The organism is Pleurocapsa sp. FMAR1, assembly GCF_963665995.1.
In the GTDB taxonomy this organism is placed as follows: domain Bacteria; phylum Cyanobacteriota; class Cyanobacteriia; order Cyanobacteriales; family Xenococcaceae; genus Waterburya.
Map to the genome: position 1 here is coordinate 2,815,558 of NZ_OY762512.1, position 24,445 is coordinate 2,840,002.

The 24,445-nt window shown below is 38.1% G+C and carries 30 protein-coding genes and 2 pseudogenes; 11 read left to right on the forward strand and 21 right to left on the reverse strand.

The features are described from left to right. Positions 1 to 332 precede the first annotated feature (332 nt). The 4 genes and pseudogenes from SLP02_RS13630 to SLP02_RS13640 form a co-directional block, all read left to right on the forward strand. A pseudogene (locus SLP02_RS13630) lies at positions 333 to 1,613 on the forward strand (reverse transcriptase domain-containing protein); the annotation flags it as partial. A 195-nt stretch (positions 1,614 to 1,808) separates the two neighbouring features. Beyond that, positions 1,809 to 2,120, forward strand: coding sequence for an HNH endonuclease (locus SLP02_RS13635; RefSeq protein ID WP_319423686.1), 312 nt, complete (start codon positions 1,809 to 1,811; stop codon positions 2,118 to 2,120). A gap of 339 nt (positions 2,121 to 2,459) precedes the next feature. Then, a complete protein-coding gene (locus tag SLP02_RS26695) occupies positions 2,460 to 2,552 on the forward strand; it encodes a transposase family protein (protein ID WP_413467194.1) in 93 nt (30 codons plus the stop codon). 12 nt (positions 2,553 to 2,564) lie between these two features. Beyond that, positions 2,565 to 2,849, forward strand: a complete 285-nt coding sequence (locus tag SLP02_RS13640) for a hypothetical protein (RefSeq protein WP_319421193.1) — start codon at positions 2,565 to 2,567, stop codon at positions 2,847 to 2,849. Between the two features lie 58 nt (positions 2,850 to 2,907). Here SLP02_RS13640 and SLP02_RS13645 read toward each other — a convergent pair whose 3' ends face one another. Beyond that, a complete protein-coding gene (locus tag SLP02_RS13645; protein ID WP_319421194.1) occupies positions 2,908 to 3,336 on the reverse strand; it encodes a beta-carboxysome assembly chaperone CcmS in 429 nt (142 codons plus the stop codon). Positions 3,337 to 3,639: 303 nt separating this feature from the next. Between SLP02_RS13645 and SLP02_RS13650 the strand changes: the two genes are divergently transcribed. After that, positions 3,640 to 3,837, forward strand: a complete 198-nt coding sequence (locus SLP02_RS13650) for a hypothetical protein (protein WP_319421195.1) — start codon at positions 3,640 to 3,642, stop codon at positions 3,835 to 3,837. Between the two features lie 389 nt (positions 3,838 to 4,226). Here the strand turns inward: SLP02_RS13650 and SLP02_RS13655 are convergent, their stop codons facing one another. From SLP02_RS13655 to SLP02_RS13675, 5 genes are all read right to left on the reverse strand, one after another. Continuing rightward, a complete protein-coding gene (locus tag SLP02_RS13655; RefSeq protein WP_319421196.1) occupies positions 4,227 to 4,544 on the reverse strand; it encodes a slr1957 family protein in 318 nt (105 codons plus the stop codon). Between the two features lie 263 nt (positions 4,545 to 4,807). Further along, complete coding sequence (locus SLP02_RS13660; protein ID WP_319421197.1) at positions 4,808 to 5,377, reverse strand: 5-formyltetrahydrofolate cyclo-ligase; 570 nt, start codon at positions 5,375 to 5,377, stop codon at positions 4,808 to 4,810. A gap of 345 nt (positions 5,378 to 5,722) precedes the next feature. After that, positions 5,723 to 6,556 carry a sulfurtransferase gene (locus SLP02_RS13665; RefSeq protein WP_319421198.1) on the reverse strand — a complete coding sequence of 278 codons (834 nt, stop codon included), beginning with the start codon at positions 6,554 to 6,556 and terminating at the stop codon, positions 5,723 to 5,725. Between the two features lie 190 nt (positions 6,557 to 6,746). Further along, on the reverse strand, positions 6,747 to 7,205 hold the full coding sequence (locus SLP02_RS13670) for a hypothetical protein (protein ID WP_319421199.1): 459 nt from the start codon (positions 7,203 to 7,205) through the stop codon (positions 6,747 to 6,749). A 10-nt stretch (positions 7,206 to 7,215) separates the two neighbouring features. Then, positions 7,216 to 8,928, reverse strand: a complete 1,713-nt coding sequence (locus tag SLP02_RS13675) for an ABC-F family ATP-binding cassette domain-containing protein (RefSeq protein ID WP_319421200.1) — start codon at positions 8,926 to 8,928, stop codon at positions 7,216 to 7,218. Between the two features lie 478 nt (positions 8,929 to 9,406). Between SLP02_RS13675 and SLP02_RS13680 the strand changes: the two genes are divergently transcribed. Continuing rightward, the gene (locus SLP02_RS13680; protein ID WP_319421201.1) at positions 9,407 to 10,240 is read left to right on the forward strand and encodes a response regulator; all 834 of its coding nucleotides are present in this window, start codon (positions 9,407 to 9,409) and stop codon (positions 10,238 to 10,240) included. Between the two features lie 11 nt (positions 10,241 to 10,251). On the opposite strand, the gene SLP02_RS13685 is transcribed toward SLP02_RS13680, so the two are convergent. Continuing rightward, positions 10,252 to 10,707, reverse strand: a complete 456-nt coding sequence (locus SLP02_RS13685) for a VOC family protein (protein ID WP_319421202.1) — start codon at positions 10,705 to 10,707, stop codon at positions 10,252 to 10,254. Between the two features lie 172 nt (positions 10,708 to 10,879). Between SLP02_RS13685 and cysC the strand changes: the two genes are divergently transcribed. From cysC to SLP02_RS13700, 3 genes are all read left to right on the forward strand, one after another. After that, positions 10,880 to 11,413, forward strand: coding sequence for an adenylyl-sulfate kinase (gene cysC, locus SLP02_RS13690; RefSeq protein ID WP_319421203.1), 534 nt, complete (start codon positions 10,880 to 10,882; stop codon positions 11,411 to 11,413). A 285-nt stretch (positions 11,414 to 11,698) separates the two neighbouring features. Continuing rightward, positions 11,699 to 12,082 carry a hypothetical protein gene (locus SLP02_RS13695; protein ID WP_319421204.1) on the forward strand — a complete coding sequence of 128 codons (384 nt, stop codon included), beginning with the start codon at positions 11,699 to 11,701 and terminating at the stop codon, positions 12,080 to 12,082. 527 nt (positions 12,083 to 12,609) lie between these two features. Beyond that, positions 12,610 to 12,948, forward strand: coding sequence for an STAS domain-containing protein (locus tag SLP02_RS13700; RefSeq protein ID WP_319421205.1), 339 nt, complete (start codon positions 12,610 to 12,612; stop codon positions 12,946 to 12,948). A gap of 155 nt (positions 12,949 to 13,103) precedes the next feature. On the opposite strand, the gene sodX is transcribed toward SLP02_RS13700, so the two are convergent. The 4 genes and pseudogenes from sodX to SLP02_RS13720 form a co-directional block, all read right to left on the reverse strand. Beyond that, on the reverse strand, positions 13,104 to 13,454 hold the full coding sequence (gene sodX / locus SLP02_RS13705; protein WP_319421206.1) for a nickel-type superoxide dismutase maturation protease: 351 nt from the start codon (positions 13,452 to 13,454) through the stop codon (positions 13,104 to 13,106). A gap of 406 nt (positions 13,455 to 13,860) precedes the next feature. After that, positions 13,861 to 14,077, reverse strand: a pseudogene (locus tag SLP02_RS13710) (transporter substrate-binding domain-containing protein); the annotation flags it as partial. A 131-nt stretch (positions 14,078 to 14,208) separates the two neighbouring features. Then, positions 14,209 to 14,760 carry a DNA topology modulation protein gene (locus tag SLP02_RS13715; protein ID WP_319421207.1) on the reverse strand — a complete coding sequence of 184 codons (552 nt, stop codon included), beginning with the start codon at positions 14,758 to 14,760 and terminating at the stop codon, positions 14,209 to 14,211. Between the two features lie 16 nt (positions 14,761 to 14,776). Further along, positions 14,777 to 15,229 (reverse strand): hypothetical protein, encoded by a 453-nt coding sequence (locus SLP02_RS13720; RefSeq protein WP_319421208.1) that lies wholly within the window; start codon positions 15,227 to 15,229, stop codon positions 14,777 to 14,779. 263 nt (positions 15,230 to 15,492) lie between these two features. Between SLP02_RS13720 and SLP02_RS13725 the strand changes: the two genes are divergently transcribed. Then, positions 15,493 to 16,197, forward strand: a complete 705-nt coding sequence (locus SLP02_RS13725) for a phosphatase PAP2 family protein (RefSeq protein WP_319421209.1) — start codon at positions 15,493 to 15,495, stop codon at positions 16,195 to 16,197. Positions 16,198 to 16,226: 29 nt separating this feature from the next. Here the strand turns inward: SLP02_RS13725 and SLP02_RS13730 are convergent, their stop codons facing one another. The 8 genes from SLP02_RS13730 to SLP02_RS13765 all read right to left on the reverse strand — a co-directional run bounded on the left by SLP02_RS13730 (position 16,227) and on the right by SLP02_RS13765 (position 22,056). Further along, the gene (locus SLP02_RS13730) at positions 16,227 to 16,679 is read right to left on the reverse strand and encodes a GNAT family N-acetyltransferase (RefSeq protein WP_319421210.1); all 453 of its coding nucleotides are present in this window, start codon (positions 16,677 to 16,679) and stop codon (positions 16,227 to 16,229) included. Between the two features lie 117 nt (positions 16,680 to 16,796). Next, complete coding sequence (gene rplT, locus SLP02_RS13735) at positions 16,797 to 17,150, reverse strand: 50S ribosomal protein L20 (RefSeq protein WP_319421211.1); 354 nt, start codon at positions 17,148 to 17,150, stop codon at positions 16,797 to 16,799. A 72-nt stretch (positions 17,151 to 17,222) separates the two neighbouring features. Next, entirely contained in the window at positions 17,223 to 17,426 is a 204-nt protein-coding gene (gene rpmI / locus SLP02_RS13740) for a 50S ribosomal protein L35 (protein WP_319421212.1), read from the reverse strand. A 149-nt stretch (positions 17,427 to 17,575) separates the two neighbouring features. Continuing rightward, positions 17,576 to 18,397 carry an SWIM zinc finger family protein gene (locus SLP02_RS13745; protein ID WP_319421213.1) on the reverse strand — a complete coding sequence of 274 codons (822 nt, stop codon included), beginning with the start codon at positions 18,395 to 18,397 and terminating at the stop codon, positions 17,576 to 17,578. A gap of 89 nt (positions 18,398 to 18,486) precedes the next feature. Further along, positions 18,487 to 19,317: a M15 family metallopeptidase gene (locus SLP02_RS13750; protein WP_319421214.1), complete on the reverse strand. Its 831-nt coding sequence runs from the start codon at positions 19,315 to 19,317 to the stop codon at positions 18,487 to 18,489. A gap of 22 nt (positions 19,318 to 19,339) precedes the next feature. Further along, complete coding sequence (locus SLP02_RS13755) at positions 19,340 to 20,746, reverse strand: NAD-dependent malic enzyme (protein WP_319421215.1); 1,407 nt, start codon at positions 20,744 to 20,746, stop codon at positions 19,340 to 19,342. A 73-nt stretch (positions 20,747 to 20,819) separates the two neighbouring features. Beyond that, a complete protein-coding gene (trmB, locus tag SLP02_RS13760) occupies positions 20,820 to 21,470 on the reverse strand; it encodes a tRNA (guanosine(46)-N7)-methyltransferase TrmB (RefSeq protein WP_319421216.1) in 651 nt (216 codons plus the stop codon). A 49-nt stretch (positions 21,471 to 21,519) separates the two neighbouring features. After that, on the reverse strand, positions 21,520 to 22,056 hold the full coding sequence (locus SLP02_RS13765) for a DUF4330 domain-containing protein (RefSeq protein ID WP_319421217.1): 537 nt from the start codon (positions 22,054 to 22,056) through the stop codon (positions 21,520 to 21,522). Positions 22,057 to 22,276: 220 nt separating this feature from the next. Between SLP02_RS13765 and SLP02_RS13770 the strand changes: the two genes are divergently transcribed. Beyond that, complete coding sequence (locus SLP02_RS13770; RefSeq protein WP_319421218.1) at positions 22,277 to 22,699, forward strand: tellurite resistance TerB family protein; 423 nt, start codon at positions 22,277 to 22,279, stop codon at positions 22,697 to 22,699. Between the two features lie 12 nt (positions 22,700 to 22,711). On the opposite strand, the gene SLP02_RS13775 is transcribed toward SLP02_RS13770, so the two are convergent. Beyond that, positions 22,712 to 23,596, reverse strand: a complete 885-nt coding sequence (locus SLP02_RS13775; RefSeq protein ID WP_319421219.1) for a carbohydrate ABC transporter permease — start codon at positions 23,594 to 23,596, stop codon at positions 22,712 to 22,714. Continuing rightward, positions 23,593 to 24,444, reverse strand: a complete 852-nt coding sequence (locus SLP02_RS13780) for an NgoPII family restriction endonuclease (RefSeq protein ID WP_319421220.1) — start codon at positions 24,442 to 24,444, stop codon at positions 23,593 to 23,595. Before SLP02_RS13780 ends, SLP02_RS13775 begins: the two co-directional genes overlap by 4 nt. Position 24,445: the final 1 nt, after the last annotated feature.

The window sequence follows — 24,445 nt, forward strand, 5'->3', positions numbered from 1 at the left end:
TGACATAAGGGCGATAGAAGAGTATTATTCGGTCTATCAGTACAACCCTAAAACTTGGTGGAGTGGTTCATTCTAAGGAGATTAAAACGATGATTGTGAGGAACGAAATAATCTATCCGAATGCTCCTATTGAATGGTCGAATATCGATAGGTAGTCAGCTAAGACGAAAAATCTACTTAAAAAGGTAGGCATCAGATAGAAAAGATTGAGTCAGAAGCCAACGCTCTATTGTAATGATAGAGATATGCCGACAGACTTACGGTAATACGGAATGTAAAGCAAGCAATAGTAGTACATAAGTCATAAACACGGATAATCCGATGTAAAACAAGTTAGAAAACTCCAAAAGACATTAATGAGGTCTTGGTCAAATAAGGTCTTAGCGATTCGGCGGGTAACTCAAGATAATAGAGGGCAAAAGACAGCAGGAGTGGATGGTAAGAAATCACTATCTCCAGAAGCACGTCTTAGACTCATAGGACAACTCAAACTTATAGGAAAAAGTAGACCTACTCGAAGAGTTTGGATACCCAAACCTGGAAAGGATGAAAAACGTCCACTTGGAATCCCAACAATGCACGACCGCGCCTTACAAGCGTTATTAAAACACGCCATAGAGCCAGAATGGGAAGCTCTCTTCGAGAGCAATTCCTACGGATTTCGACCAGGACGTTCCTGTCAAGATGCTATCAAGCAAATAAAAAATGCAATTCAATCTAAAGCCAAATATGTGCTGGATGCTGATATTGCAAAATGCTTTGATAAAATCAACCACTTAGCCTTACTACAGAAACTCGGTTACACGGGCAAATTCAGGCAACAACTTAAAGCTTGGTTAAAATCTGGAGTCATAGACCAAAAGGTATTTACTGCCACATCCGAAGGAACACCTCAAGGTGGGGTTATAAGCCCTTTACTTGCTAATGTTGCTCTACACGGGATGGAAAAGATGTTAATGAAGTTTGCCAAAACTCTTGATGTTAAAAGGAAAGATAAACCAAACAGCCAGATTAGCTGGCAACAAAAGGTCAAATCTCTTACCTTTATCAGGTATGCAGATGACTTTCTTCTAATACATCATGACCTAAATGTAGTCAAAAGATGCAGAGAATTAATCTCTGAGTGGTTAAAAGACATGGGACTGGAACTAAAACCTTCAAAAACCAGAATCGCCCACACTTTAATTTCAGAGCAAAGCGAAGATGGACAAGCTGGGTTTGACTTTTTGGGCTATCACATTCGACAGTTTCGGGTGGGAAAATACAAAAGTTCAATACATCCCAGCACCAAAGAAAAACTTGGTTTTAGAACATTCATTATTCCATCAAAATTTGCCTGTAAGAAACATCAACAAAAGATTAAAGATGTTTTTAAGAAACACAAATACTCCCATCAAGCAAAACTTATAGTTGAGGCGCACGGAAGCCTCGATGCATCGAGGCTGTCCGCCGTCGCCTGCTTGCAGCTTAACCCGATTATCCGAGGATGGACAAATTATTATTCATTTTCTGATGCTCAGGGAACAGGAGTACTAACAGGTCAAGATTACCTCGTATTCCAAAAACTTAGAGCTTGGAGTCGTCACCGTACTGGTGATTGGGGAAAAGCAATTAAAAAGTATTGGACAACCATTGGTAATAGAAACTGGGTATTCGCAACCAGAAAAGGAGATAAAAATCCCCTTCGGTTACTAACACATACTGAATTTGGAAGCAGTAGCATTGAATATGTGAAAGTTAAAGGTGATGCCAGTCCATTTGACGGGAAATTAATCTATTGGAATACCAGGATGGGACGTAGCCCCGATATGCCTTCTCGAAAAGCATTACTGCTCAAGAGACAAAAAGGTGTGTGTTCCTGGTGTTGCTTACGCTTTCGTGAAGGAGATTTGTTAGAAACTGACCACAATATTCCTCGCGCCCTCGGTGGTAAAGACGAATATAAGAATCTACAACTCCTATATGGGCATTGCCATGACGAAAAAACTGCCCTTGACATGGAATTTATTAGAAATCAAAGATTCATAAAATACATGGATTACATCAACCAAACACTAGCTAAATCTAACTGGCTTTGGAATGAAAATGATTTTCTAATAGTTTCAGACAACAAAGAGTAGGATGTCCCACTGACAATGGGGAATATGTTGAGTAGCCGAGTGAGGGGAAATCTCTCACGCTCGGTTTCGGACGGGAGGGGTGTAGTGGTAACACTCACCTCGACCTTTCTAGTGTCAAAATAGACCTATTGCATGAATCGAGAGAAAGTGAGAAAAGTAGGTCAGAGAGTGAAAAAAAGAATGACCTACAAACAAATAAAAAATCTGAGAGACAAAGGGCTTGCACGCATGTAAGAATTTAAACGTTTGTGCGGGGTGAAACCCAAACTGTTTGATGAAATGGTAAAGGTGTTGAAGCGCGAATAGCCTAAATGCATACAGCGAGGGGGACAACTAAAATTGAGTACGGAAGACCAATTACTAATTACTTTAGAATATTGGTCAGAGTACCGTACTTATTTTCAGATCGCAAGCGTCATGGGGAGTTCATGAATCTACAATCGCGTGGAGCGATTCGCCGTTGCAAAGCAACGTCGGATTGCCGAAGGCAATCGCAGAATAGTTCACCGAGTAGAAGACAAGCTGATTAAATCAAAAAAGTTCAGCTTACCTGGGAAAAAAGCACTATCGTCTAGCGAAATAAAATGGTTAGCGGTAATTATAGATGTGGGAGAAAGTCCAATTGAACGCCCTAAAAAGCCGTATCTGCCGCTTTCCGTTGTGAATGTGAGCGTTTTTTACAATTTTTGTATAAGAACAGCAACAGCTTGGGCAAATCAGCATCATTAAAAGCTTTAAAATATTAGTTCTTAATTCTAAATCATTACTTCTACACGACTACCAAAATCTATTGAATATATTTGGCTAAAGCTGTTTCTAATGTTGCTATTAACTGGTCAATATCTCCATCTGTAGCAGCAAAAGAATCTGGTGGAGAAGTATTAGGTTGAAAGTTGATTAATTTTACTTGTCCTTCCCCAATGACAACTATCACAACCTCTGTTTCTTGGTCATAATTATCAACAATTCCCAGTATCTCTTGTAGTTGTCCCCTAGTATTTTGATTGAGTTTCTCAAGACTTTCTAGAGAACAAGCAACAAAATGAGGCTCAGGTTTTAAATCAATACCCAAAACTTCTTTTGTACCTGCCCATTCTTGCTGTAATCCCCAGGCTAAAGCAGCAAGCTGTTGTTCATTATCGTTAACAAAAAAATCTAATTGCGATCGCCATTTTTGTTCGGCTATTTCTGGTCGATTATTACCTAAATCAAACATATTAACTGTTAAACACCCTAAAGTTTTGCCCTACAGCCAGATATAATCCTGCAAAATTTTGGCTTGTGAAAACTACATCCTTATTTATCGTCTTCTTTGTCCACACTAAAGTCAAGCGTTATAGTCGTACCAAGTTAAATTAGCGGTGCACCCCCCGCAACGGCTTCTTGAAGCGATGGCTCATGGGGGAAACCCCCAAGACCGCCTCGCTTCGCTTCTTAAAACAGTTTCTTTAACGGAGGAAACCTCCCTTCGTGTTCAGCACCCGTTAGCATTCGCCGTAGGCGCAGTAGCGGCGACGCGGTGAGAAAGGACGCTTCGTCCGCATCTGAGTCCGTTGGCGGGCTTCCCCCGCTACAGGCTGCAAAGCAGCCAAGTCCGTCCTTGGCGGACGTACTGGGCGGTACTCCGCCCTGTGGAACTGTCGAACCATGCGCGGGGGTCTTTCCTCAGTTTGCTCAAGTCGGGTTTCCCGACGGGGCTTATAAATCCTGCGAGTAAGGCTTTAGCCGCAACTGACCCACAGGAACAGCCCCTCCGCAACGCAACTGCTTCACCGCAACGAACTGTTTCGCTTTTCGCGCTTGCCCGCATGTACTTGTCCGCATCTAGGCGCAAGACAAAGGCGCTTTGCCGCATATACGCGCACCAAGAGACACATTAAAGTTATTTGCTCGTAAGTAACGAGTTTTAAAAAATGTCTATCACGTTTACACGTAATGCTATACCTGAATCGCAGCGCATTCCCTTGCGCCTATCAGCGACGCGGGGTCGCTGCTCCTTTTCAAGGCAAAGCAAACTTTTGAAATAAACTTTTAGCTCAAATTAAAGGATTTTTTCACCGCAGACTACCTTAACCTCGCCAAGTTTAGCCAGATCTATGAACCCAATTAAATGTCGCACTCCATGCGAGCAAACGTAATAGCATCAAACCCAAAGGCAAACATCAAAGGCATCGGCGAGCCAAAAAGATAGCTAGCAAACAATGCTAGCACGCTGACAACAGCAGCAGAAACTAACCATTTATATTCGCTACTACTCAAACCTTTTTCACTTTTTATCACTCTCATTACCTTTTGGGGAATAGGTTCTGGCATAACGCCATTAGGAGGAAATGCCCAGTAGTGATTGTAGCGTTCTTGAAATAGATCTGTCCAACCATGGCGATCGCACCATTCTTGAACCCATTCGTCATGAAAGTGTTTCATCAGATTTGAAGATGACTTAATTGTTAAATTTTTTAGAGCAATAAATTTTTAAATATTTGTCTTTTTCCAATTTTCATAACGTTAGCAAAAGCAGTGTTTTTTTTAAATATTTATTCCTGCATACTTAACAAACCTTAAATAAAACTTAATTGTTTCATTCAAAAATATGAGCATAATTACTCATTTTATTAGTTTATGCTTAATATATCTTCATTGTTCAGTAGGTTAATTTGAGACAAAAGATACTTAACAATTGGTAATATTTATGAGCAGTATTCAAAAGATTCTAAACAAGTTTCAGTACAAATAAAGTTCAATTTGATGTCCCATTTATCTACTGGCAATCGGTCAACATAGGCAAAATCAAATACTATACCAATAGTGGGAATAGTTGCCCACTGGGGGAGACTTAATAAACGATCGTAAAAACCTCCACCGTAACCTAAACGATACCCTCGTTGATCGCAAGCTACGGTAGGAACTAGAATCAAGTCGGTAGATAAAGGAATAATTGTTTTTGCTGTCGCTAAAGGTTCTTTGATACCATATTTACCCACATTTAGAGTTTCTCCTGGCTGCCATGAATGCCAAACCAAAGTTTTTTCAACACAGCGAGGAAATGCCCAGTTCTTATGTTCAGAAAATAGGATTGTCAAATCAGCTTCGTGACGAAAACTAAAGTAGGCAAAAACAGTTTTTGCTTGTTGAAATAGCGGAAAAGTTTTCAAGCGATCGCAAAGAAGATTACTTTTTGTCTGCCATTCATTAGTAGAAAGAGATTTTCTTTGCTGTATTATTGTCCGTCTTAATGCTGATTTATCTAGTTGAGACATAATATTAAGAAAACAAAAGTAACGTTAGTTGGCGAATAATATTCTAAATACTTTAATCACTCAATTGCGTGGCAAGTAATTTTAAAATAGGGGCGATCGCCAATCAAATGTAGCTTATCAAAAAAGCCTTTAGCCTTTAGCCTTTAGCTTTTAGCTTTCAGTTGACTGCTAAAAGCGCGATTGAGTTTAAGACTCCGACCTTTTAGGTCGTCTTCGCCCTCGCTAATAACCTCAACGGGGTGAAACCCCGCAACGGTTTTGGCTCGCAATTAGGTAGAGTTTAAGACTCTATTTAACCCGTGCTAATAGCTAAGAGCTAATAGCTAATAGCTAGGGCGAAGCCCTTTATTTTTCAGATTCGAGATAAGAACACCAATCACTCCAGCCACCAGGATACAATTTAGTATTCTTCAACCCTGCCAAACTGAGAGAAAATAGGTTAACACAGGCAGTTACCCCAGATCCGCAATAGACAATTATATCTTCAGCGTCCTTCAAATCGCTCCATAACTGTTGCTGTGCTTGTTTGGACTTGAGATATCCCGATTCATCGCTTACCTGTTTCCAAGGAGAATTAACCGCACCTTCAATACTTCCTGCAATCGGATCTATCGGTTCAATTAATCCAAGATAGCGATCGCGATCGCGTGAGTCTACTACAATTACCCCATCTTTATTTTGGACAGATTTAACTGTATTTATGTCTACTAACCAATCTAGATTAGGTTGAGGGGAGAAACTTGTGGGTCTATTTTTGGGAATAGCATTACTTACAGGATAATTATGTTTTAGCCAGTCATTCCAACCACCGTCCAATAGAACTACAGAATCATGTCCTAAATAACGTAATAACCACCATAAGCGCGCTGCAAATGCAAAACGAGAATCATCATAGGCGACAACTAGGGTTTCATTTTTGATAATTCCCATACGTGCCAACTTTTGAGCCAGTGTATCTATATCTGGTAAAGGGTGTCTTCCTCCGTGGCGTTGTACTTCACTAGCTAAATCGCGATCTGAATTTAGATAATATGCACCCTTAATATGACCGTGATGATATGACTCTTCTCCCCAATTGGGATCGCCTAGCTGAAAACGACAATCTACTATAACTAAAAAAGGGTTATCTAATTGCTGTATCAGCCATTGGCTATCGACTAGATATTCTGTTTTCTTCATGGGAATTTATGTTCAACGCATCTCTATTTTTATAATGTCCTAATGGATAAAGATATAGTATCGATTGAAACCTCTGATTTAATGTTAAAACGGCAGTTATTTGGTGTCGTACTGCTAATGCAACTATGGATTATGCTAATTTAGCTAATGATAGTAGTGCCAGTATTAAATAATTAATGTTGACTTTAAATTAAGCTATATTAGGTGGGGTTTGCAGCTGTTCAATTTGGGTTTTGATTAAGTTTGCTAAATGCTCTCTTTTTATTTCCACTCCTTGATTTAGATCGCGGGAATTTTCCAGAAAAATCAGGCTATCTACCTGCTGTAAAGAGAATAGCCTAAACAATAGTTGAACAATGGAAATTGGTAGGGCAATTAAATCTGGGTTGGTTTTACCCTGAAATGTAGCAGCATCCTGAACCGAAACAAAAGCATAAATCACCTGCTTTTCTTGAGATGTTTGAGGATTAGCAATAGTAGTTAAAACCCAATCCTCTTCAAGATTTTGCAGCACATAGTATTCAGCATACTTTAACTGCTCGGCAAATAGTTTTAAAACAGGAGCGATCGCTTTTTCGGCGATGATAGCTGGCACACCAAAGTTAGGTGCTTCATCAATTATTTCTGCTAACTGTTGTTCCAATTCCATTGCTTTTTATTTATGCTTTGGCTTTTTTCTGTTTCTTCTTGGTAGCCTGCTTGGCTTGCTTTTCTGCTTTTTTAGCAGCCTTTTGTTCGACTTCTGCTTTTTGTCTGGCTTTTTCTTTCTCTTCGGCGATCTTGTCTATATAGTAGTGATAATCGCCTCGGTATACTATTAATTCTCCATCACGAATTTCGACAATTTTGGTAGCAGCCTGAGAAATAAAATAGCGATCATGAGAAACAATAACTACCGTACCGTCATAGTGCTGTAATGCTTCTTCAAGCATTTCTTTAGCAGGAATATCTAAATGATTAGTCGGCTCATCTAAAATTAGTAAGTTAGCAGGAGTCAAGAGCATTTTTGCTAAAGCCAAACGAGCCTTTTCGCCTCCGCTTAAAGCTGCGACTTTTTTGAATGCCGTTTCCCCACTAAACAAAAACTGTCCTAATAAAGTCCGCACCTGTTCATTTTTCCAGTCGGGAACTTCATCATGGATCGTATTCATCACAGTTTTATCCATGTCTAAAGCTTCTGCTTGGTTCTGCTCAAAATAGCCAGGAATGACGTTATGCTTACCAATTTCTACTTCTCCTTCGTCAAACTCTTCCATACCCATGATCATGCGTAATAGAGTTGATTTTCCTGCACCATTTGCACCTAAAATGGCAATGCGATCGCCTCTTTCGATGGTTAATTCTGCTCCTAAAAACAAAATAGCGTTATTGTAAGCATGAACCAGATCTTTAATGGCGATCACTTCCTTACCGCTTCTAGGAGAAGGAGGAAAACGGAATTTTAGTGTTCTCAAGCCAGCAACAGGTGCTTCAACTAGTTCTACTTTGTCTAACTGCTTTTCTCTACTCTTGGCTTGGGTACTACGGGTAGCACTAGCTCGGAACTTTTCGATAAATTCCTGCTGCTTAGCCATTTCTTTTTGCTGTCGCTCGTAAGTTGCTCCTTGAGCTATCTGCGTCTCTGCTTTTTGCTGAAGATAAGCAGAATAATTACCCAAGTAAGTAGTAGAAATTCCTCGTTCTGTCTCCACAATTTTTGTGCAAAGACGGTCTAAAAATTCGCGGTCATGGGATACAATTACCATTGGTGTATTAATCCCGCGCAGGTAGTTTTCTAGCCACTCAATTGTTTCTAAATCTAAGTGGTTGGTTGGCTCATCCAACAGCAGCAAATCTGGCTCTTGCAGGAGTATTTTACCCAAACTCATACGCATCTGCCAGCCTCCACTATAAGAGCTTACCAGGCGATCGCCATCTTCGGAGGTAAAGCCCATTTCGGGCAAAATCTTCTCGATTTGAGCATCTAAAGTATAGCCGTCTAAAGCCTCAAATTGTCGCTGTAGCTTGTCTAGCTGATCGATTAGCTTATCCAACTCTTCAGGAGTGGCTTTTTCCATTTCCTGATGAATTTGGTTCATCTTTTGTTGCGTAGCATTAGCTTGGGTAAACACTGTCCAAAACTCTTCGTAAACTGTTCTTGTCGGCTCAACCTCAAACTCTTGAGTCAAATAGGCAATCTTGAGACTAGTTGGGCGAACTACTTCTCCTGATGTGGCTTCAACTTCTCCACTGATAATTTTTAGCTGAGTGGATTTTCCTGCACCATTGACTCCAACTAAACCAACTCTTTCTCCAGGTTTAACTTCCCAAGTGACATCTTTTAAAACCTCGCCCGTTGGGTAAATTTTGCTGATGTGTTCGAGTCGCAACATACACTATCTCCTATAAGTTTGAAATGCACTGAAAAAATATTTTGTTTTGTTTACTTTTATTGCATTTTCTATACAAGTTATATTATATGATTAATAAATCGAAATGCGATCATATATTTTTTTTGTATTTAATATTGCAGTTTGATGAAGTTTCCCCTTACAAATAATTAGCTTTGACAAATGTGTAGTAATTTTTAGCAACATTTGGTAAACTATTTTTTCATTACCAAAAAACTAATGTGTATGGGCTAACGCCTGTGGACACCTTAGTTAAGCAATTTGCAGTTAAGCTCTAAACCACGCAAGCATCAAAGACTCAAGTATACCTAAATAAGCAATCTAGAAAATTTATTCTTTAACCTAATATTTTTCAGTCTTCTCTACAGTGCTGTCTTGATGGCAATTTGTAATGGATCGTTTTAAGAAACAGGCTTAAGAAAACACTTATTCAATTTATCTATTTAAAATTTTTATCATCATGACTACAGTTCTAATAGTTGACGATTTGGGCAGTATAAGAGAGTTTTTAAAGATCAATTTATCTAGCGAACCAGACATAAAAATAATTGGTTTAGCAGATAATGGTCAAAGCGCGATCGCACAAGTAGGAGAACATCAGCCTGATATCGTGTTAATGGATATCGAAATGCCAGGAAACATAGACGGTATAGCCGCAACCAAAGTAATTTCTAATCGCTTTCCTAAGAGTAAAGTGCTGTTGTTAACTAGTCAAGATGATCGACAACAGTTAAACTTAGGGCTTCAGGCAGGTGCTAGAGGTTATATTTTAAAAAATAGTAGCGTTAAAGACATTGCAACCATTATCCGTTTAACTGAAAAAGGCTTCTTCCAAATTGGACCAATTCTCGATAATTGGAATGGTTCTCAACATCACAGTTTGCAGTCAGATACCTATATTTTGAAGCCTCAAAAAATCCCTAGTAAAGTTGGAGTAGTAGTTGAGAATAATGGTGCTAACTCAGCTGAGTCGGCTGATACATCGTCAATGAATCATGTTCTATCTAATCTAACTTCAGGTTTATTTCAACTACAGGAAACGATCAGATCCCAAGAAGATACTATTATTAACCTGACCAATCAGTATTCGCAAGTTCAACAAGAAATTAAAGTAAAGCTGAAAAGAGACAAGCATATTACTAGCAGTGGCAGAGTTAATAGCTATCGCAATGGCTTGATGCCTAGATTTGCCAGTCAAAGACGACAACACCTTTTGTTTATTGCTAGCTTTTTATTAGGAATTTTCACAGTATTAATTATGATGTTCTTAATCATGACTCTTGGTAGTGCTTAAGCTAATAAGCATCAGTTACTATGCTTGTTTTGTATAGCAGTCTCGCCAATCAAATTTGATTCGCGTCCACCAAAGATTACTGATGAATCGCTATAGTATTTAAATTCCAGTAGATTGTGAAAAGGATCTTCGATAAAAAAACTATAATGTTCTAATAATTGCTGAGGAAAACGTAGTTTTGGCTGTTCGTAAAATGTAAGCTGCTTTTCAGTAGCGCGATCGCAAACTGTTTGCCAATCTAGTTTAGTAGGCAAGATCAATCCTAAATGTCGGGGATATATTCCTAATTGTCTATTTAGTTTCTTGTGAGAGATATGACCAACCAGTTGAGTTCCGTAAAAGTTGAAAATTACGGCTGCTTTGTTCTCTCTACCTACCTCACAGCCTAAACTTGCTCCATAAAATTGTTTTGCCTCAGTAATATCGTTAATCGGTATAGCCAAATGAAAAATAGGCGCGTTAATCATAGCAATATAAGGGTTATAACGCTTATATTTTATCTAGATTTGAGTTTTAAAACTTGAAAATGTTAAGCCGATTGAGTTTAGATAAACTCCTCTATCCTATTTAGACATTCTCTAAGCGCATTAAGGTAGTATATTGTGGGGTATAAAAACATATTAAAGACTATAAACAATTATGAATCAACGTGGAGTAGCCGTCTGGTTTACAGGATTTAGTGGTGCGGGCAAAACTACTATTGCTGATGCACTTACTAATGAACTAAAATCTCAGGGGTGTCAGCTTGAGGTTCTAGATGGCGACGAAATTAGAGAAAACTTAACCAAAGACTTAGGGTTTTCCAAGGAAGACCGAGATACCAACATTCGCAGAATTGGATTTGTTGCCAAACTCTTAGCTCGAAATGGAGTCATTGTTTTAGTTCCTGTAATTTCTCCCTATCGCGCTATTAGAGAAGAAATGCGAGCAAATATTAGTAGCTTTATAGAGGTATTTGTAAATGCTCCTCTTTCTGTTTGCGAAGAGCGGGATGTAAAAGGACTTTATGAAAAAGCCCGAGCAGGAAAAATCAAGCAATTTACTGGTATTGATGATCCTTACGAACCACCAACAAACCCTGAAGTAGAGTGTCGTACCGATTTAGAAGAAATATCCCAAAGCGTAGACAAAATAATTAGTAAACTAAAAGAATCGGGCTATCTCTTGGGGTAAGTAACAAAGCGTTAATCGGCGTTTTGTTAGCTAAATAATCATAATTTTAACTCTGAAAAACAGGATAAATATCGATAATTGCTATTTTTTGCGATCGCATTTTGGACACGTCTGGCAATAGAAAAGGTTTAACTACGTAACAATCACTTCCAATCATTATATATGCTTTATTTGTTATAAGCATTAGGTTAAATACAGCTATTTTTATAGCGTGATGATTAAGCCAACAAAAAATTTAATCTCTGACCGTTAATAAAACAATGCAGTTTCGCAGCTAAATTTACTATGAACATTGTGTCTAATGCTTCAGATTTGCTTTTCAAGACAAATCAAATCATCTGCTTAGAATATCAGCATAATTGCCTTTATGGAGAAGTAATTCAGTTAATACCTGAGCGCAAATTATGCTGGTTCAGACCAATGTGCCTAGTTCAACTAAGCTGCGATCGCAGCCAACCAATGGACGTTAACCAAATAATCGATCTACAGTCTGGATCTGATTTACTGTGGCCAATGAATTTATTTAGACCTGCTTTGGATACTGAAGTTATTTCTTGGCTGAGTAGGTTAAAGGATCTTGATGAAACATTGATGCCTAAAGCATCGAATCGTCAATGCTTGAACAAATTTGTGCGGCAAGTTTGGCAAGCCAATAAAGATAAGTTTTAAAGTATGAAAAATTATTTTGTCGTTATTATTGCTTGCTGACAAATCATATATCCTCAATGTTGTTCGAGTTTTTTACTTTTATGATCTAGGCTGATGCTCATCTGCAAAGACAAAAACAGCAGGTATGTCTATAAGAAAACTACAGTTTAGTAATTTTTAATACCAACTTTTGATAAAAATTAAATCATAATAATTTATACCAATTACCAACGGCAGTTCGGTTTATGTAAGGTTAAGCTGAAAATTCAGTGATTACCACGATATGAAACCGCTAAAAATTGATTATAAATATAGGGTGTTTCTCATAGGCAAAGCAGACTTAAGCCGATAAGCTTAATCTCAAGTCTTTATAAGTGAATAGGTTAGGTATATTTAGCCAGTATTTAGCCTCCCTGTAATCAGATTTTAGTAGTACTTCATCTTCTTATCAAGATCCTGTAAAGTAGATCGAATCCGTAAAGTTACGGATTATGGTTGGGACATAGAACTATTTTTTTAAGTAATATCTAAAGCGGAAAGTAATAAAGATGAGCAGCACAAAGTTAAGAACAGAATTCACCACTTTTAGACCAGAAGGTTTCTTGAGTGCAGCCAATGCCTCAGAATTTCTAGAAAAATTAACTACAGAAATCAAATCTTCTGTAAACCCCGCTCTACTTGTAAATATGGAAGCAGTAGAGTTTATGGATAGCGCAGGATTAATGGTCTTAATCAAAGCTTTTCGCCTAGCTCAAAGCCTAGGGCATCGGTTTGGAATTTGTTCTCTGGCTCCTTCTGTACGCATAATGTTTGAGCTTACCCAATTGGATAAAGCTTTTGAAATCTTCGAGAATCAAGCTGCGTTTCAAGGAGCAATCGCTCAGTAGCCTTAACTAGGCCTGATTGATTCAAACGCTATTAACGAAAATGAAGTTAAAAAGGCAGTGAAGACTTGGCTTTTTTAGCTTTAATTGTTTTTATAGCTATTTATTGCTTGGAGCATTTGTAATTTAAGATTATTATTTGGGGTTATTAGTCTACTTCAGCCAAAGCGACTAGTAACCCTTCCCATTAAGTATTTGTAATTCAGCGTACCCCAATGACGACTATCTGTACTGGCTGCAAGATTATCGCCAATTAGAAAGCAGTTGCCATCATTGTCAATAGCTTTAACTCTTTTGATTATGGTTAACTCTAAATATAAAGGATGAGTTGCAACTACAATATCGTTAATTTCAGGTAAAGTTCTGTGATAGGAATAGGGATTGACGAGAATTTCTTCACCTGGCTGTAACAAAGGCAGCATTGATTTTCCAGTAATTTTTAAGCGTTTTCTTTGACGTAACAGCCACCATAAGAATTCACGGTAGTCAGCCTCTGGTAGAATAGGCATTTTTTTGTAATTGTCAATCAATAAAAATAATTTTTTGGTATTTAACTTAAACTTAGGTTATCTATTATATTGCCCTAAAAAGTCGAAAAAGGTTATGTCGGCAGCGGATGAGCGATCGCTTGTTAAATTATTATCTTTACTAATTACTAGTCTATTTATGATTACCTTACCTTAATAATGATCTGGCTTTTACCTAGCAATTTAATTAAGTCTTGCACTGTTTGTTTAAATATAGTTACTTGTTGATCATGAGATGGAGTTTGTTGCCAGACTTCTCTTTGCATCAGGCGATCGCTCTGGTTGGATTACAGGAGTTGTATTACTGGATGGAGGAGTAACCGCAGGACGTAATTAAATGATAGATTGTCTAGGCGATCGCCGATTAAATTATTACTGTGTTGTCGACGATCGCCATATCTACTCGCTCATCTAGAACTACTTGCAAACGTTCTTTATTAGTCACAGGTAAAAACTCTACCGCCTCAGCGTCACCGAGTAATTCTTCAGCTAATTTATGAGCAATGTCAATTTCTAGCCCAACTAAATTCCCTTTTTTATTGATAAAAGCCCAAAGGACGCAAATTATCTTTTACAGCGACTTTTAGTTCTCCTCTTGAGGCAATTTCTGACCATTACTCTGCAAGTATTAATTGCGGGTTAGTTGTCATAAAAGCGATCGCCAAGCTAGTTGAAGATATTGCCGTAACCAGACTTAAAAGTCTTTGTTTCATTAGGTTAAGTAGCTTATTACAGATCAAATTAACTTGTTGAAGTTATTAGTTACTTGCTCTAGCAAATTGAATACCTGATTGGGATTTTGCAGAATAATAATTTGCTTGCTGTCTTGATATTCAGCTAACTTATTCATAATTTTGTGACGATGTAGCTTAGGAAAATTCCAGACATACTGCAAAAATTCCCAGTTCAATCTTTCAGGACATCCTACAGCCATATCTGGTCTTACCTTGTCAGGATACTCTAAATATCGTTTTATAACTCGCCATAAACATAAATAACGATTGAAATCCAGCCAGATAATAGTGTCTGCTGCTGTTAAACGGATATCTGTTGTATTGTAATAATTTCCGTCAATGATCCAGCTATTCGCTTCAATTAATTCTTGCTGTATTTTTTGCCATTTGTTTTGATCTGTTTCTTGCCATCCTGATTGCCAATAATAAGCATCCAAATGAATAACTGACAAATTAAGCCGTTGTCCTAAATTTCTTGCTAGGGTAGATTTACCTGCACCACAAGAACCAATTATCACTATACGTTCTTGATCAAACTTTTGAAAAGCAACCATTACTTTTAATCGAAAGTTAAACTAATTTTGAGCGCAAAATTTGGTCTACCTGTACTCGCTTTGCTTGAGGAACCCAAATTTTCCACTTTTTACACCACCAATTTCGGCGTTTAAACTTTAACAACAACTCTTCAGAACTTTTCCATTCATAGGAATGAATTAGTGACCAGCGAATGAGATAGCCATAGGTTATAATTCCATTTTCTCGCATCTCTTCAGGGCAGAAAAGATCTATCAAGTAACTTGAAGCTAGACCCATAGAACCGCCACTAATTAAGGGATTTTGAATATAAAAACCCAAAATAATTAGAACAGTGCTTAATCCAATTAACATAAACCGCCGAAATTTAGACATTGGGATGACTAATAGTTGTTTCCCTGCTTGACGATACCGTTGCTTTAACAATGCAACAAATATTACAAAAAGTGCTATTGGCAGAATTAATATAGCAGCTAGCTTAATAAACATGGCTTTTTACCTTTAAATGTTATTTATTAGCCTTTATAAGTCGGTTTTTTTAAACTAATTTATCACCTCAACTTTGAAAAGATTAGTCTAAACTCTTACTTAGGAAAATGTTGTTTGTTATTCTTAAATCATAAATTTTTTGATTACAAAAATATGTTTAAATATTGACAGTAAGAGTACTTTAAATTAAGGTTAATTTATGCTTAAGATATTTAATCTTATGATATTTATTGTATGTATAATTACTGAGAATTTATAATAAAATGAATATATTTGATTATTCAATTATTAGCTTTTTCAATCAATTTGCTCAACGATCTGTGCAGTTTGATCAACTAGTGTTACTTATTAGTGACAATGTGTTGCTAAAAGGCGGTTTCATTCTTGCTTTATTTTGCTATGCTTGGTTTAAGGAAGATAGCTTTAAGATCGTCCAAAGAAATCGTGAATATATTTTGATTACAATTTTAGCTAGTTCAGTGGGAATTGTTGGTGCCAGACTACTAGTTTTGTCGCTTCCTTTCCGATTAAGACCTCTACACAATCCTGAAATAGCACTGCAATTTCCTCTAAAAAGAGACTTTCTAGAAGGATGGAGTTCTTTCCCCAGCGATCATGCTATTTTATTTTTTACCTTGGCTACGGGTTTATTTTTTGTCTCGCGTATTTTAGGTAGTATTGCGATCGCTCACGCCATCTTCGTTATTTCTCTTCCCAGAATTTATCTTGGATTGCATTATCCAACTGATATCTTGGCAGGGGCTTTAATAGGCATTGGCGTAGCACTTTTAGTCAATAGAAGAAAAATTAGCAGCAGAATCACTAAACTGCCGATGCGCTTGTTAGACAAGAATCCTAGCTTGTTCTATAGCTGCTTCTTTGTTGTGGACTTTGAAATTGCCGAAATGTTTAATAGTTTGCGTAACATAGCTAAGGTGATATTCTCACTCTTGTCTAGCTTTACTTAAAATTAGGTAGAAGAATAAATGTAGAGTATTTATCTTGAAGAGTTTGAATAACTAAAACTCCAACCGTGTTGCTTAAAACCCAAGGATTCATAGAATTTGTGAGCGCGCTCGCGTTTTAGATTAGAAGAAAGAGTGACTTTATAACACCCTGCATCAAAACTAATCTTTAATGCTTTTTGCATCATCTGTTTGCCAAAGCCTTTTTGCCAATATGCAGTAGAAATAGTAACTGAGTCAAGGATAGCCGATCTATGAAAACCTCGGTGCATCATGGTAGGCATAAATAATAAGCTAAAAGTGCCTATCTCCTTATCTTCCAAACAAGCCAGATAAATATAATGATTTGGAACTTGCTCTATTTGATTCCAAATAGCTGTTATTTCAGCCTCAGACATCAATGGTTTTTCATCCATGTCAGCATAGAAATGATTGAGAATCGGTAAATCTTGTTTTGTTGCCAGACGAATGTTAATCTCTTTCATTCTTAAATACAAAAAAGCGTAAAACTCGGCTTCATTACAAAAACCGAGTCTCTTACAATTTTCAGCCATTCAATTAAATTAAATTAAATTAAGTAATTTCTGAATAAATAATCTATTTTAATCTGCTGATTTAGCTACTTCAACAACTTTTTCAAAAGCTTGTGGATCTACCATTGCTAACTGTGCCAACATTTTGCGATTTAAACCTACTTCAGCTTTCTTTAGCTGATAAGTAAACTTACTGTAGCTTAAGTCGTGCATTCTGGCTGCTGCATTGATGCGGGTAATCCAAAGGCGACGAAAATCACGTTTGCGTTTACGGCGATCGCGATAAGCATTACGCAATGCCTTCATTACCTGCTGATTAGCAATGCGAAATAGCTTGGAATGTGAACCACGAAAGCCTTTTGCTAGCTTTAATATTTTCTTGCGACGTTTGCGGGCAACATTGCCCCGTTTGACTCTACTCATAATTAATCTTTAGAACTTGTTTGATGGGCGTTAACAACTAAATTTAGAACTACTAGTTTAAATCAGCCTAAATTAGCTATAGGGCATCATTGTGCGTACTGCTTTTTCGTCAGTTTCATGTACCACAGTCATGCTAGATAGACGACGGCGAGTACGTTCTTTACTTTTACGTTCTAATAAGTGGTTTTTGAACGCCTTGCGACGCATAATTTTCTTGCCACTGCCAGTAATACGAAAACGCTTGGCAGCGGATTTTTTAGTTTTTAACTTAGGCATTGGCTACTAATAATTAGACACAATTTACAATTATACTCTTCAGCCAATGTCAATTACAAATTTTTTGAAAGCTCCAAGTTCTAAGCTTTTTCAAGAACCAATTTTAATGTGAGAAAAATTAATTAAATGCGATCGCGCTGGCACAGTTGTTAGCGGTTTAATGCCGACAGAAGTGCTTGCTGTCCTGCTTTTTGATATACTTCAGCTAAATATTGTTGAACTGCTTCAGCATCGGCAGGAGGTAAAGGCATTTTGCCTAAAATATCTAAAGCTGTTTTTTGTTCTGTAGGTGGCACGATCGCCACTAAACTTGATTCTAAGGGTTCTTCATATTGCCAAAAGCCCTTGACAACAGCAGATGTGTCTTTTTCTGTATTGGTGAGCGAGCTAATTACCTTGGCTGATTCTGATTGTGCAGTAGAATATATCTTGGCTGCTTTTTGACTACGTAACTGACGTAAACGCTCAATAATTTGGTTTTTAGTGCGTCCTCGCAATTGAAAAATAATAAAGGGGTCTTCACTAAAGCGATCGCCCAATTGATAGTAAACTGCTGCAATATGTTTACAGGGATTGGCTTTGTCGGGGCAGCTACAGCGAGAGCGAACTTCGTTAAGGGTAAAAGGAAACAAGCTTAAGCCACCAGCCGTAAATACAGCTTCAATAGTCTCTGGCATTTCCCCTGCTAGTAGCTGCGCTGAAAAAATTGCCTTCTCAGACATTTTAGAGATCACATAATCCCAGTCTTCATTACTAAAAGACTGTAAGGACAAAGATACTTTATACGGTTCAGCATCACTTCCCTGCACCGTTGCCTTGGCACGGGAGTCATTAAAGTCCATAATTAGAACATTACCCTCCCTAGCATAGCTTCTTCCTCTTTCTAGGCGTTTTTTGAAGCGATAGGAACTAAGTAGCTCCAACCATCGCTCTACCCACCATTCTTGCTTTTCTACTTCAAAGTTGGTCATTTCATTTAGCTTTTAGCTTTTAGCTCTTAGCTTTTAGCTTCCATCCTAGTACAAAATTAGCCTCAACCTCTGACCTCTGACCTCTGACCTCAATTCCTAGCTTTATAAAACGTTTCTAAGCTATCGCGATCGCCGACAAAACGCCAGTGCCAAGGTTCGTAATTAACGCCTTGTGGATTATTAGGAGGAAAAGATAGTTCAAAGCTATACTTCAAAGCATTTTGTTTCAGCCAGCGAAAAGCAGCAGTATTCGCAAATGTTTCTTCTACATTAGTTGCAGGAGCATTAGCGTCGCCAATATCGAGGGCATAACCTGTGTGATGCTCACTATAGCCAGGAGGTGCGCTAACTTCGGCTCTTGTAGTAGCATTCTGTGCTTTTTGCTCTTTAACTTTAAAAAATAGCTTTTCTTGATCTTTTGTACTCCGAAAAGCAGAAATAGCAGCTAAATTCACACCATCGGCTTTGGCAGCAGCCTGCATTTGCTGAAATTTTTTGGCAGCAGCAGGGCGCAACTTTAACCTATCGTCAACGGTGATTGGTACTAGTTCTGATTCTGGAGCAACGTCATAGGGTAAATGCCCTAATAAAGTTTCCTGACTAGATTTTGCTGTTGTCCCAGTTTTAGAGGAATTTTGTAGACTTGTTTGCTTATTTTTGGGTGAGATATTTTGTGCAGCAGGAGTTGGTTGTTGCTGGTTGTTTTTGCCTTTGAGTGTTGGTGATGCTGGTTTAGTAACAGGCTGGTTAACTGCCGTTGGAGTAGATTTATTGCCTAAAGAAATTAGAAACATTGATAATAAGCCCACTAATCCAAGGCAGGTAATAACCCCAAGAATTAAGGGTAAAGATAAAACAAAATTTGCTTGTTTAGGGCGGCTCTCTTCTCTTATAGCCTCTGGAATATCTATTTCATCCATAATTTGTTCAACAACTATTATTTTATTTATTAGTTATTGGTTTTTGGGCAACGTTATCATGTTGGGCAGCTTGGTAAACCGCCTGAGCTACTGCTTTTGATACTTTAGGGTTAAACACAGAAGGAATAATGTGTTCTCGATCTAAATCGGCATCCTCAACTAAAGCAGCGATCGCTTTAGCAGCTTCCAGGTACATATTAGTGGTAATCGCCGAGGCCCGACAATCTAATGCTCCACGAAAAACTCCAGGAAAGGCTAACACATTATTAATCTGATTAGGGTAATCGCTACGCCCTGTAGCCATCACTGCCACGCTATCATAAACTAACTCAGGTTGAATTTCAGGAATGGGATTTGCCATAGCGAAGACAATCGCTTGTTCTGCCATTGTCTGCACTATTTCGGGAGTAATAACTCCTGGCGCACTTACACCTAAAAAGATATCAGCGTCTTTCATGGCATCAGCTAATTTACCACTATCTTGTACGGCAAATTCTCGCTTATTAGCGTTTAAATCAGGACGTTCGGCTGAAATAATACCCTTAGAGTCGCAAATCACAATGTTACTTGCCCCTGCCTTACGTAGAAGTAGAGCGATCGCAATTCCCGCTGCCCCTGCACCATTGATTACAATCTTAACCTCAGCTAAATCTTTACCAATTAATTTAAGCGCATTGTACAAGGCTGCCAAAACTACAATAGCCGTACCGTGCTGATCGTCGTGAAAGACAGGAATATCAAGCTCTTGCCTCAATCTCCGTTCAATTTCAAAACAACGGGGGGCAGCAATATCTTCTAAATTTATGCCTCCAAACACAGGGGCAATCTGTTTCACCGCCTTAATAATTTCTTCGGTATCTTGGGTATCTAAGGCAATGGGAAAAGCATCAAGCCCCGCAAATTCTTTAAATAATAGTGCTTTACCTTCCATGACGGGGAGTGATGCCCCTGCACCCAAGTTACCCAACCCTAAAACAGCACTACCATCGGTAACTACGGCAACTGTATTACTTTTGATGGTTAGTTCGTAAACCTTTTCAGGAGATTCGGCGATCGCTCGGCAGATTCTACCTACTCCTGGAGTATAAGCCATAGCTAAATCTGACTGAGACTTGAGAGGCAGCTTACTTTCAACCCTGATTTTGCCTCCCTGGTGGATCGCAAAAGTGCGATCGCTAAAGCTAATAACTTTAACTTTAGGCAAATTTTTAATTGCCTCAATAATTTTATCCCCTTGTTCGGTACTAGAGGCATCGATCGTTAATTCTCGTTGAGTATATTTGAGATTGCGTTGCAGCAGCACAATATCTCCCAGACTACCGCCTTGGTTAGCGATTGTACTCATAATCGAAGCCAATGCACCAGGACGATTGGGAATTTCGATCTCGATCTTTAGGCTAAAGCTAGCACTGGGGTATAAATCTACCATTATTTATATGTTTATATGTATTGCAGAATAAATCATTGTAAAACGTTTCGCATAATTAACGTAGTAATGGCATTTAAGGGAACTTCTCTGCTAGGGATTTTTGCAACAACACTCGATATACGGGTAGATTTTTCTTTTGCACATATAGCTCTCTTTCGGTTGACACAGGAAAGGGGTTAGTATCTAACCAAGCTGCTGTATGCTGTTGAATTAATAAAGGATGGTTAGCAAAGCGAGCGCGCATTTCCACCGCTACTTCCTCTATATCAGACTGCAAAAATACCTGCCCTCCCTCTGCTAGATAATCAACCAGAATCTTGACTAATTCTGACTGCACTACCCGCCGTTTGTTATGTCGCTTCTTAAACCAGGGATCGGGGAATTGAATTGAGATAGTCTTTAAAACATTGCTTGGCAAAGATGTTAATAACTCTGATGCCGAACTGTTCATGTTGCCAAAAAGATAGTGCAGGTTTGTCAAACCCAACTCATCTCTAGTTTGATTAGCCGCATTGACCAACTGATCGCGAATTTCAATCCCCAAAAAGTTTGTCTGGGGATCTAGCTGTGCCATTGACAACAAGAAGCCACCCCGCGCGCAGCCAATATCTAGATGGAGAGGATAATTGCTTTGAGCAAATATATCTTGCCAATTTGGTATATCTAGCGGCTGCTGAAATTTACGAGCGAGGGGATTAACGTGCTGACGGATACGAATAGGCATACAAAAGAGGGCGTTACTGACTTTAACTGTAGTAAAAGAACTCCAAGATTTAAGAATTAGTATTTATAGAAACTACTGTACCGCTAAAGTCATAAAGATCGCCCTGCAACTGAATGGATGAGCCTATTTTTATTTTTTTACTTCCATCCAAAACAACGCCACTGTCGGTTACCTCAGCATTACTATTGAGAGTCATGATTAAATCTCTAGTAATTATAATTTCAGGGCGTGGATCTGGTAAAGCTTTTACAGATCCGTCTGGCTGAGGTACAGGAGTTGTTCGCGGTAAGGTTTCAGTGTTAACAATTTCTACTTTTCCTGCTGGTTGATTGCGAATAACAATATCAGCTTTTTTTTCTCGCTTAAATTCTGCAACCAAGCCATCAAAATCAGCGACGTTCAAACCCTTGACAAAAACCTTTACTTCAACAGGTTTTTGCTTTGTTTGAGCAACAAGATTTGTAGTTAGGGGCGTACCTGGAAAAAAGAAAACACCGACAAAGACTAGTAAAATTACAGCAGCAGCAGCCAAATCAAGAATGCTTAATTTGCCAAATAATCTTCCTTTAGAATCAATAATACTCATAAATCAACTGTCGGAAATTTCGATGTCCTGAATAATTTCGATTATATTATGTCACTTGTTAGCTATTATTTGTTCAACTTAAATGTTCAAATACTCGCCAATGTATGAAGAAAACAGTAGTTTATTAAATTTTGTCAAAGAAAGAGATGCAGTTTAGTTAGCAAAATCGTTTTCTTTTCTAAAATTTGAGCAAGAAACAAAATCAGGAAATCAAATAATTATGACCCAATCAACAACAAATGATAACCAAGACTTATTTAAAATTTTGGTAGCAGTTGCTTGGATTGATGGAGAAGTTCAAGCCTCAGAAAGAAAGTTTCTGGAGAGAATAGCAGCAGAACAAAATATAGAATCAGCAGCAGTACAAGATTTATTAACCACTCATCAGGCTACTTCTACCGAACAGTGCTATGAACTATTAAAAGCATATCTAGGCTCTAATCCTAATTTAGAAGACTATCAAGAACTACTATCCGCCGTCAGTACCTTGATTTATAGCGATGATGACATTGCTACTGAAGAAGCCTCCTTATTGACTCAAATGCAAAATCTTGACCCAAATAACCCAGCCAACAATTCTACTTTTGATAAAGTAATTGGTAAAATTCAAAAATTATATCGAGCAGGATTATCAGCAGTTTAAACAAGATTCTGGCTATTCTTCATTCCAGATACGTAAATAAAAATATACAAACACAAGGGCAATTATCAATAAAATAGTTGCTGCTGCTGCTGCATAGCCAAACTCGAAGCGGGAAAACGCCTGTTCGTAAATATAATAAACCAATAAATTAGTTGAGTTTAACGGACCACCACCAGTGATAATATAAACCTGCTCAAAACTTTTCAGGGTAAAGATAGCTGTAGTCAAAACGGCAAAAACAATAGTCGGTTTTAAGCCAGGAATGGTAATATATCTAAACTTTGCCCAACCATCAGCACCATCTAATTCCGCAGCTTCATAGTGAGATTGAGGAATAGTCTGTAATCCAGCTAAAAACACTACTAAGTTAAAGCCCAACTGTTTCCAGCTACTTAATAGAATTAAGACAGGCATTGCCCAAAAAGTACTGCTTAACCAGGCAATAGGCTCTAGTCCCCAGTCAATTAAAATATCATTAATTGGGCCATCGGTTTGAAATAGCCAACGAAAGGCTAAACCCACAGCAACTAAAGATGTAATCGAAGGTATAAAATATGCTGCTCTTAAAACTCCCCGTAAAGCTAAAGAGCGATTGAGTAAAACAGCTAATCCCAGAGGAATAATAATTGTCGGCATCAGAGTAGCAACCGTAAAATATGCCGTGTTACCAATTACCTGCCAAAAGTCGGCATCGGTAAACAAACGCAGATAATTACGCACTCCTATCCATTCAACCCCTGATACTGTAAAGCTGCCAGTAGTAAAGCTAAGGTACAGTAGGTAAACAATCGGATAAAACAGGAAAATACCTAATAGAATCAGTGCAGGGGCGAGAAACAGCCCAGCAGCAACCGAATCGCGATCGAGCAAGGTCGAGAAAGAAGTTGATTTAGTCATGTTTGATATTGGATCAACATAGCTGCAATTGTTTTAACTGGATTATCTGGAGATTTAATCTTGACTTTTTGAATCTGAAAATTAGAGTTGTCAATTGATTCTAGTTTTTCTCTGTCTGCTAGAGGACAAGATAAATATTTTGATTCACGCATCAAGGTTAATAAGCGAAAATTTTGATTTGTCTTTTTAGTTGGTAGATTTAGATATTGATAAACTTTCTGGGGGTGTTCAATATGCCACATTCCTCGCATTCTTAGGCTGGTAATTCCTAAAGGATCGACTCGGTTTACTCTTCCTAATTCTTTCGTCGGGCTAAATTCAACTCCAGCAGTTTGATTGATTCCTGCTATTATCCGCACCTTCATATTTTGATAAATTTCATGGCTAGCTGCATAGCAATCTCCATAAACTAACCATAGAGAACTTAATTTTTGTTTGTTGACACAGCCAACAGCGTATAGCAAATCTTTTTCATCCCACTTTTCACAATCTCTACAAGTTCTAGTAATCATAGGACTACTAGAGTACAGTTTTGCTGAAGGATAAGAACTATTTAAGGCAATTTGGGCTGTTTCTGACTGTAACTTTTTAACTTCAATTGCGTCACCAGATTTCAACATAAAATCTGGAGGGTTGTTAGCATTGCCCGCATAAGAAAAAACTTGTTCGTAAACCTCTTGTTTTTTTAGCTCGTTTGCTTCGCGTAGTGTATTAGCAAAAATGTCTTTAATAAATAATTCTAAGGCATCTCCCACGGCGTTTATTTTATTTTGATTTCGATAAAAGTTAACAACGTCTGGAATATCATTGCTGACAATACTGTCTATCGCTCTAAGAATATTTACCATT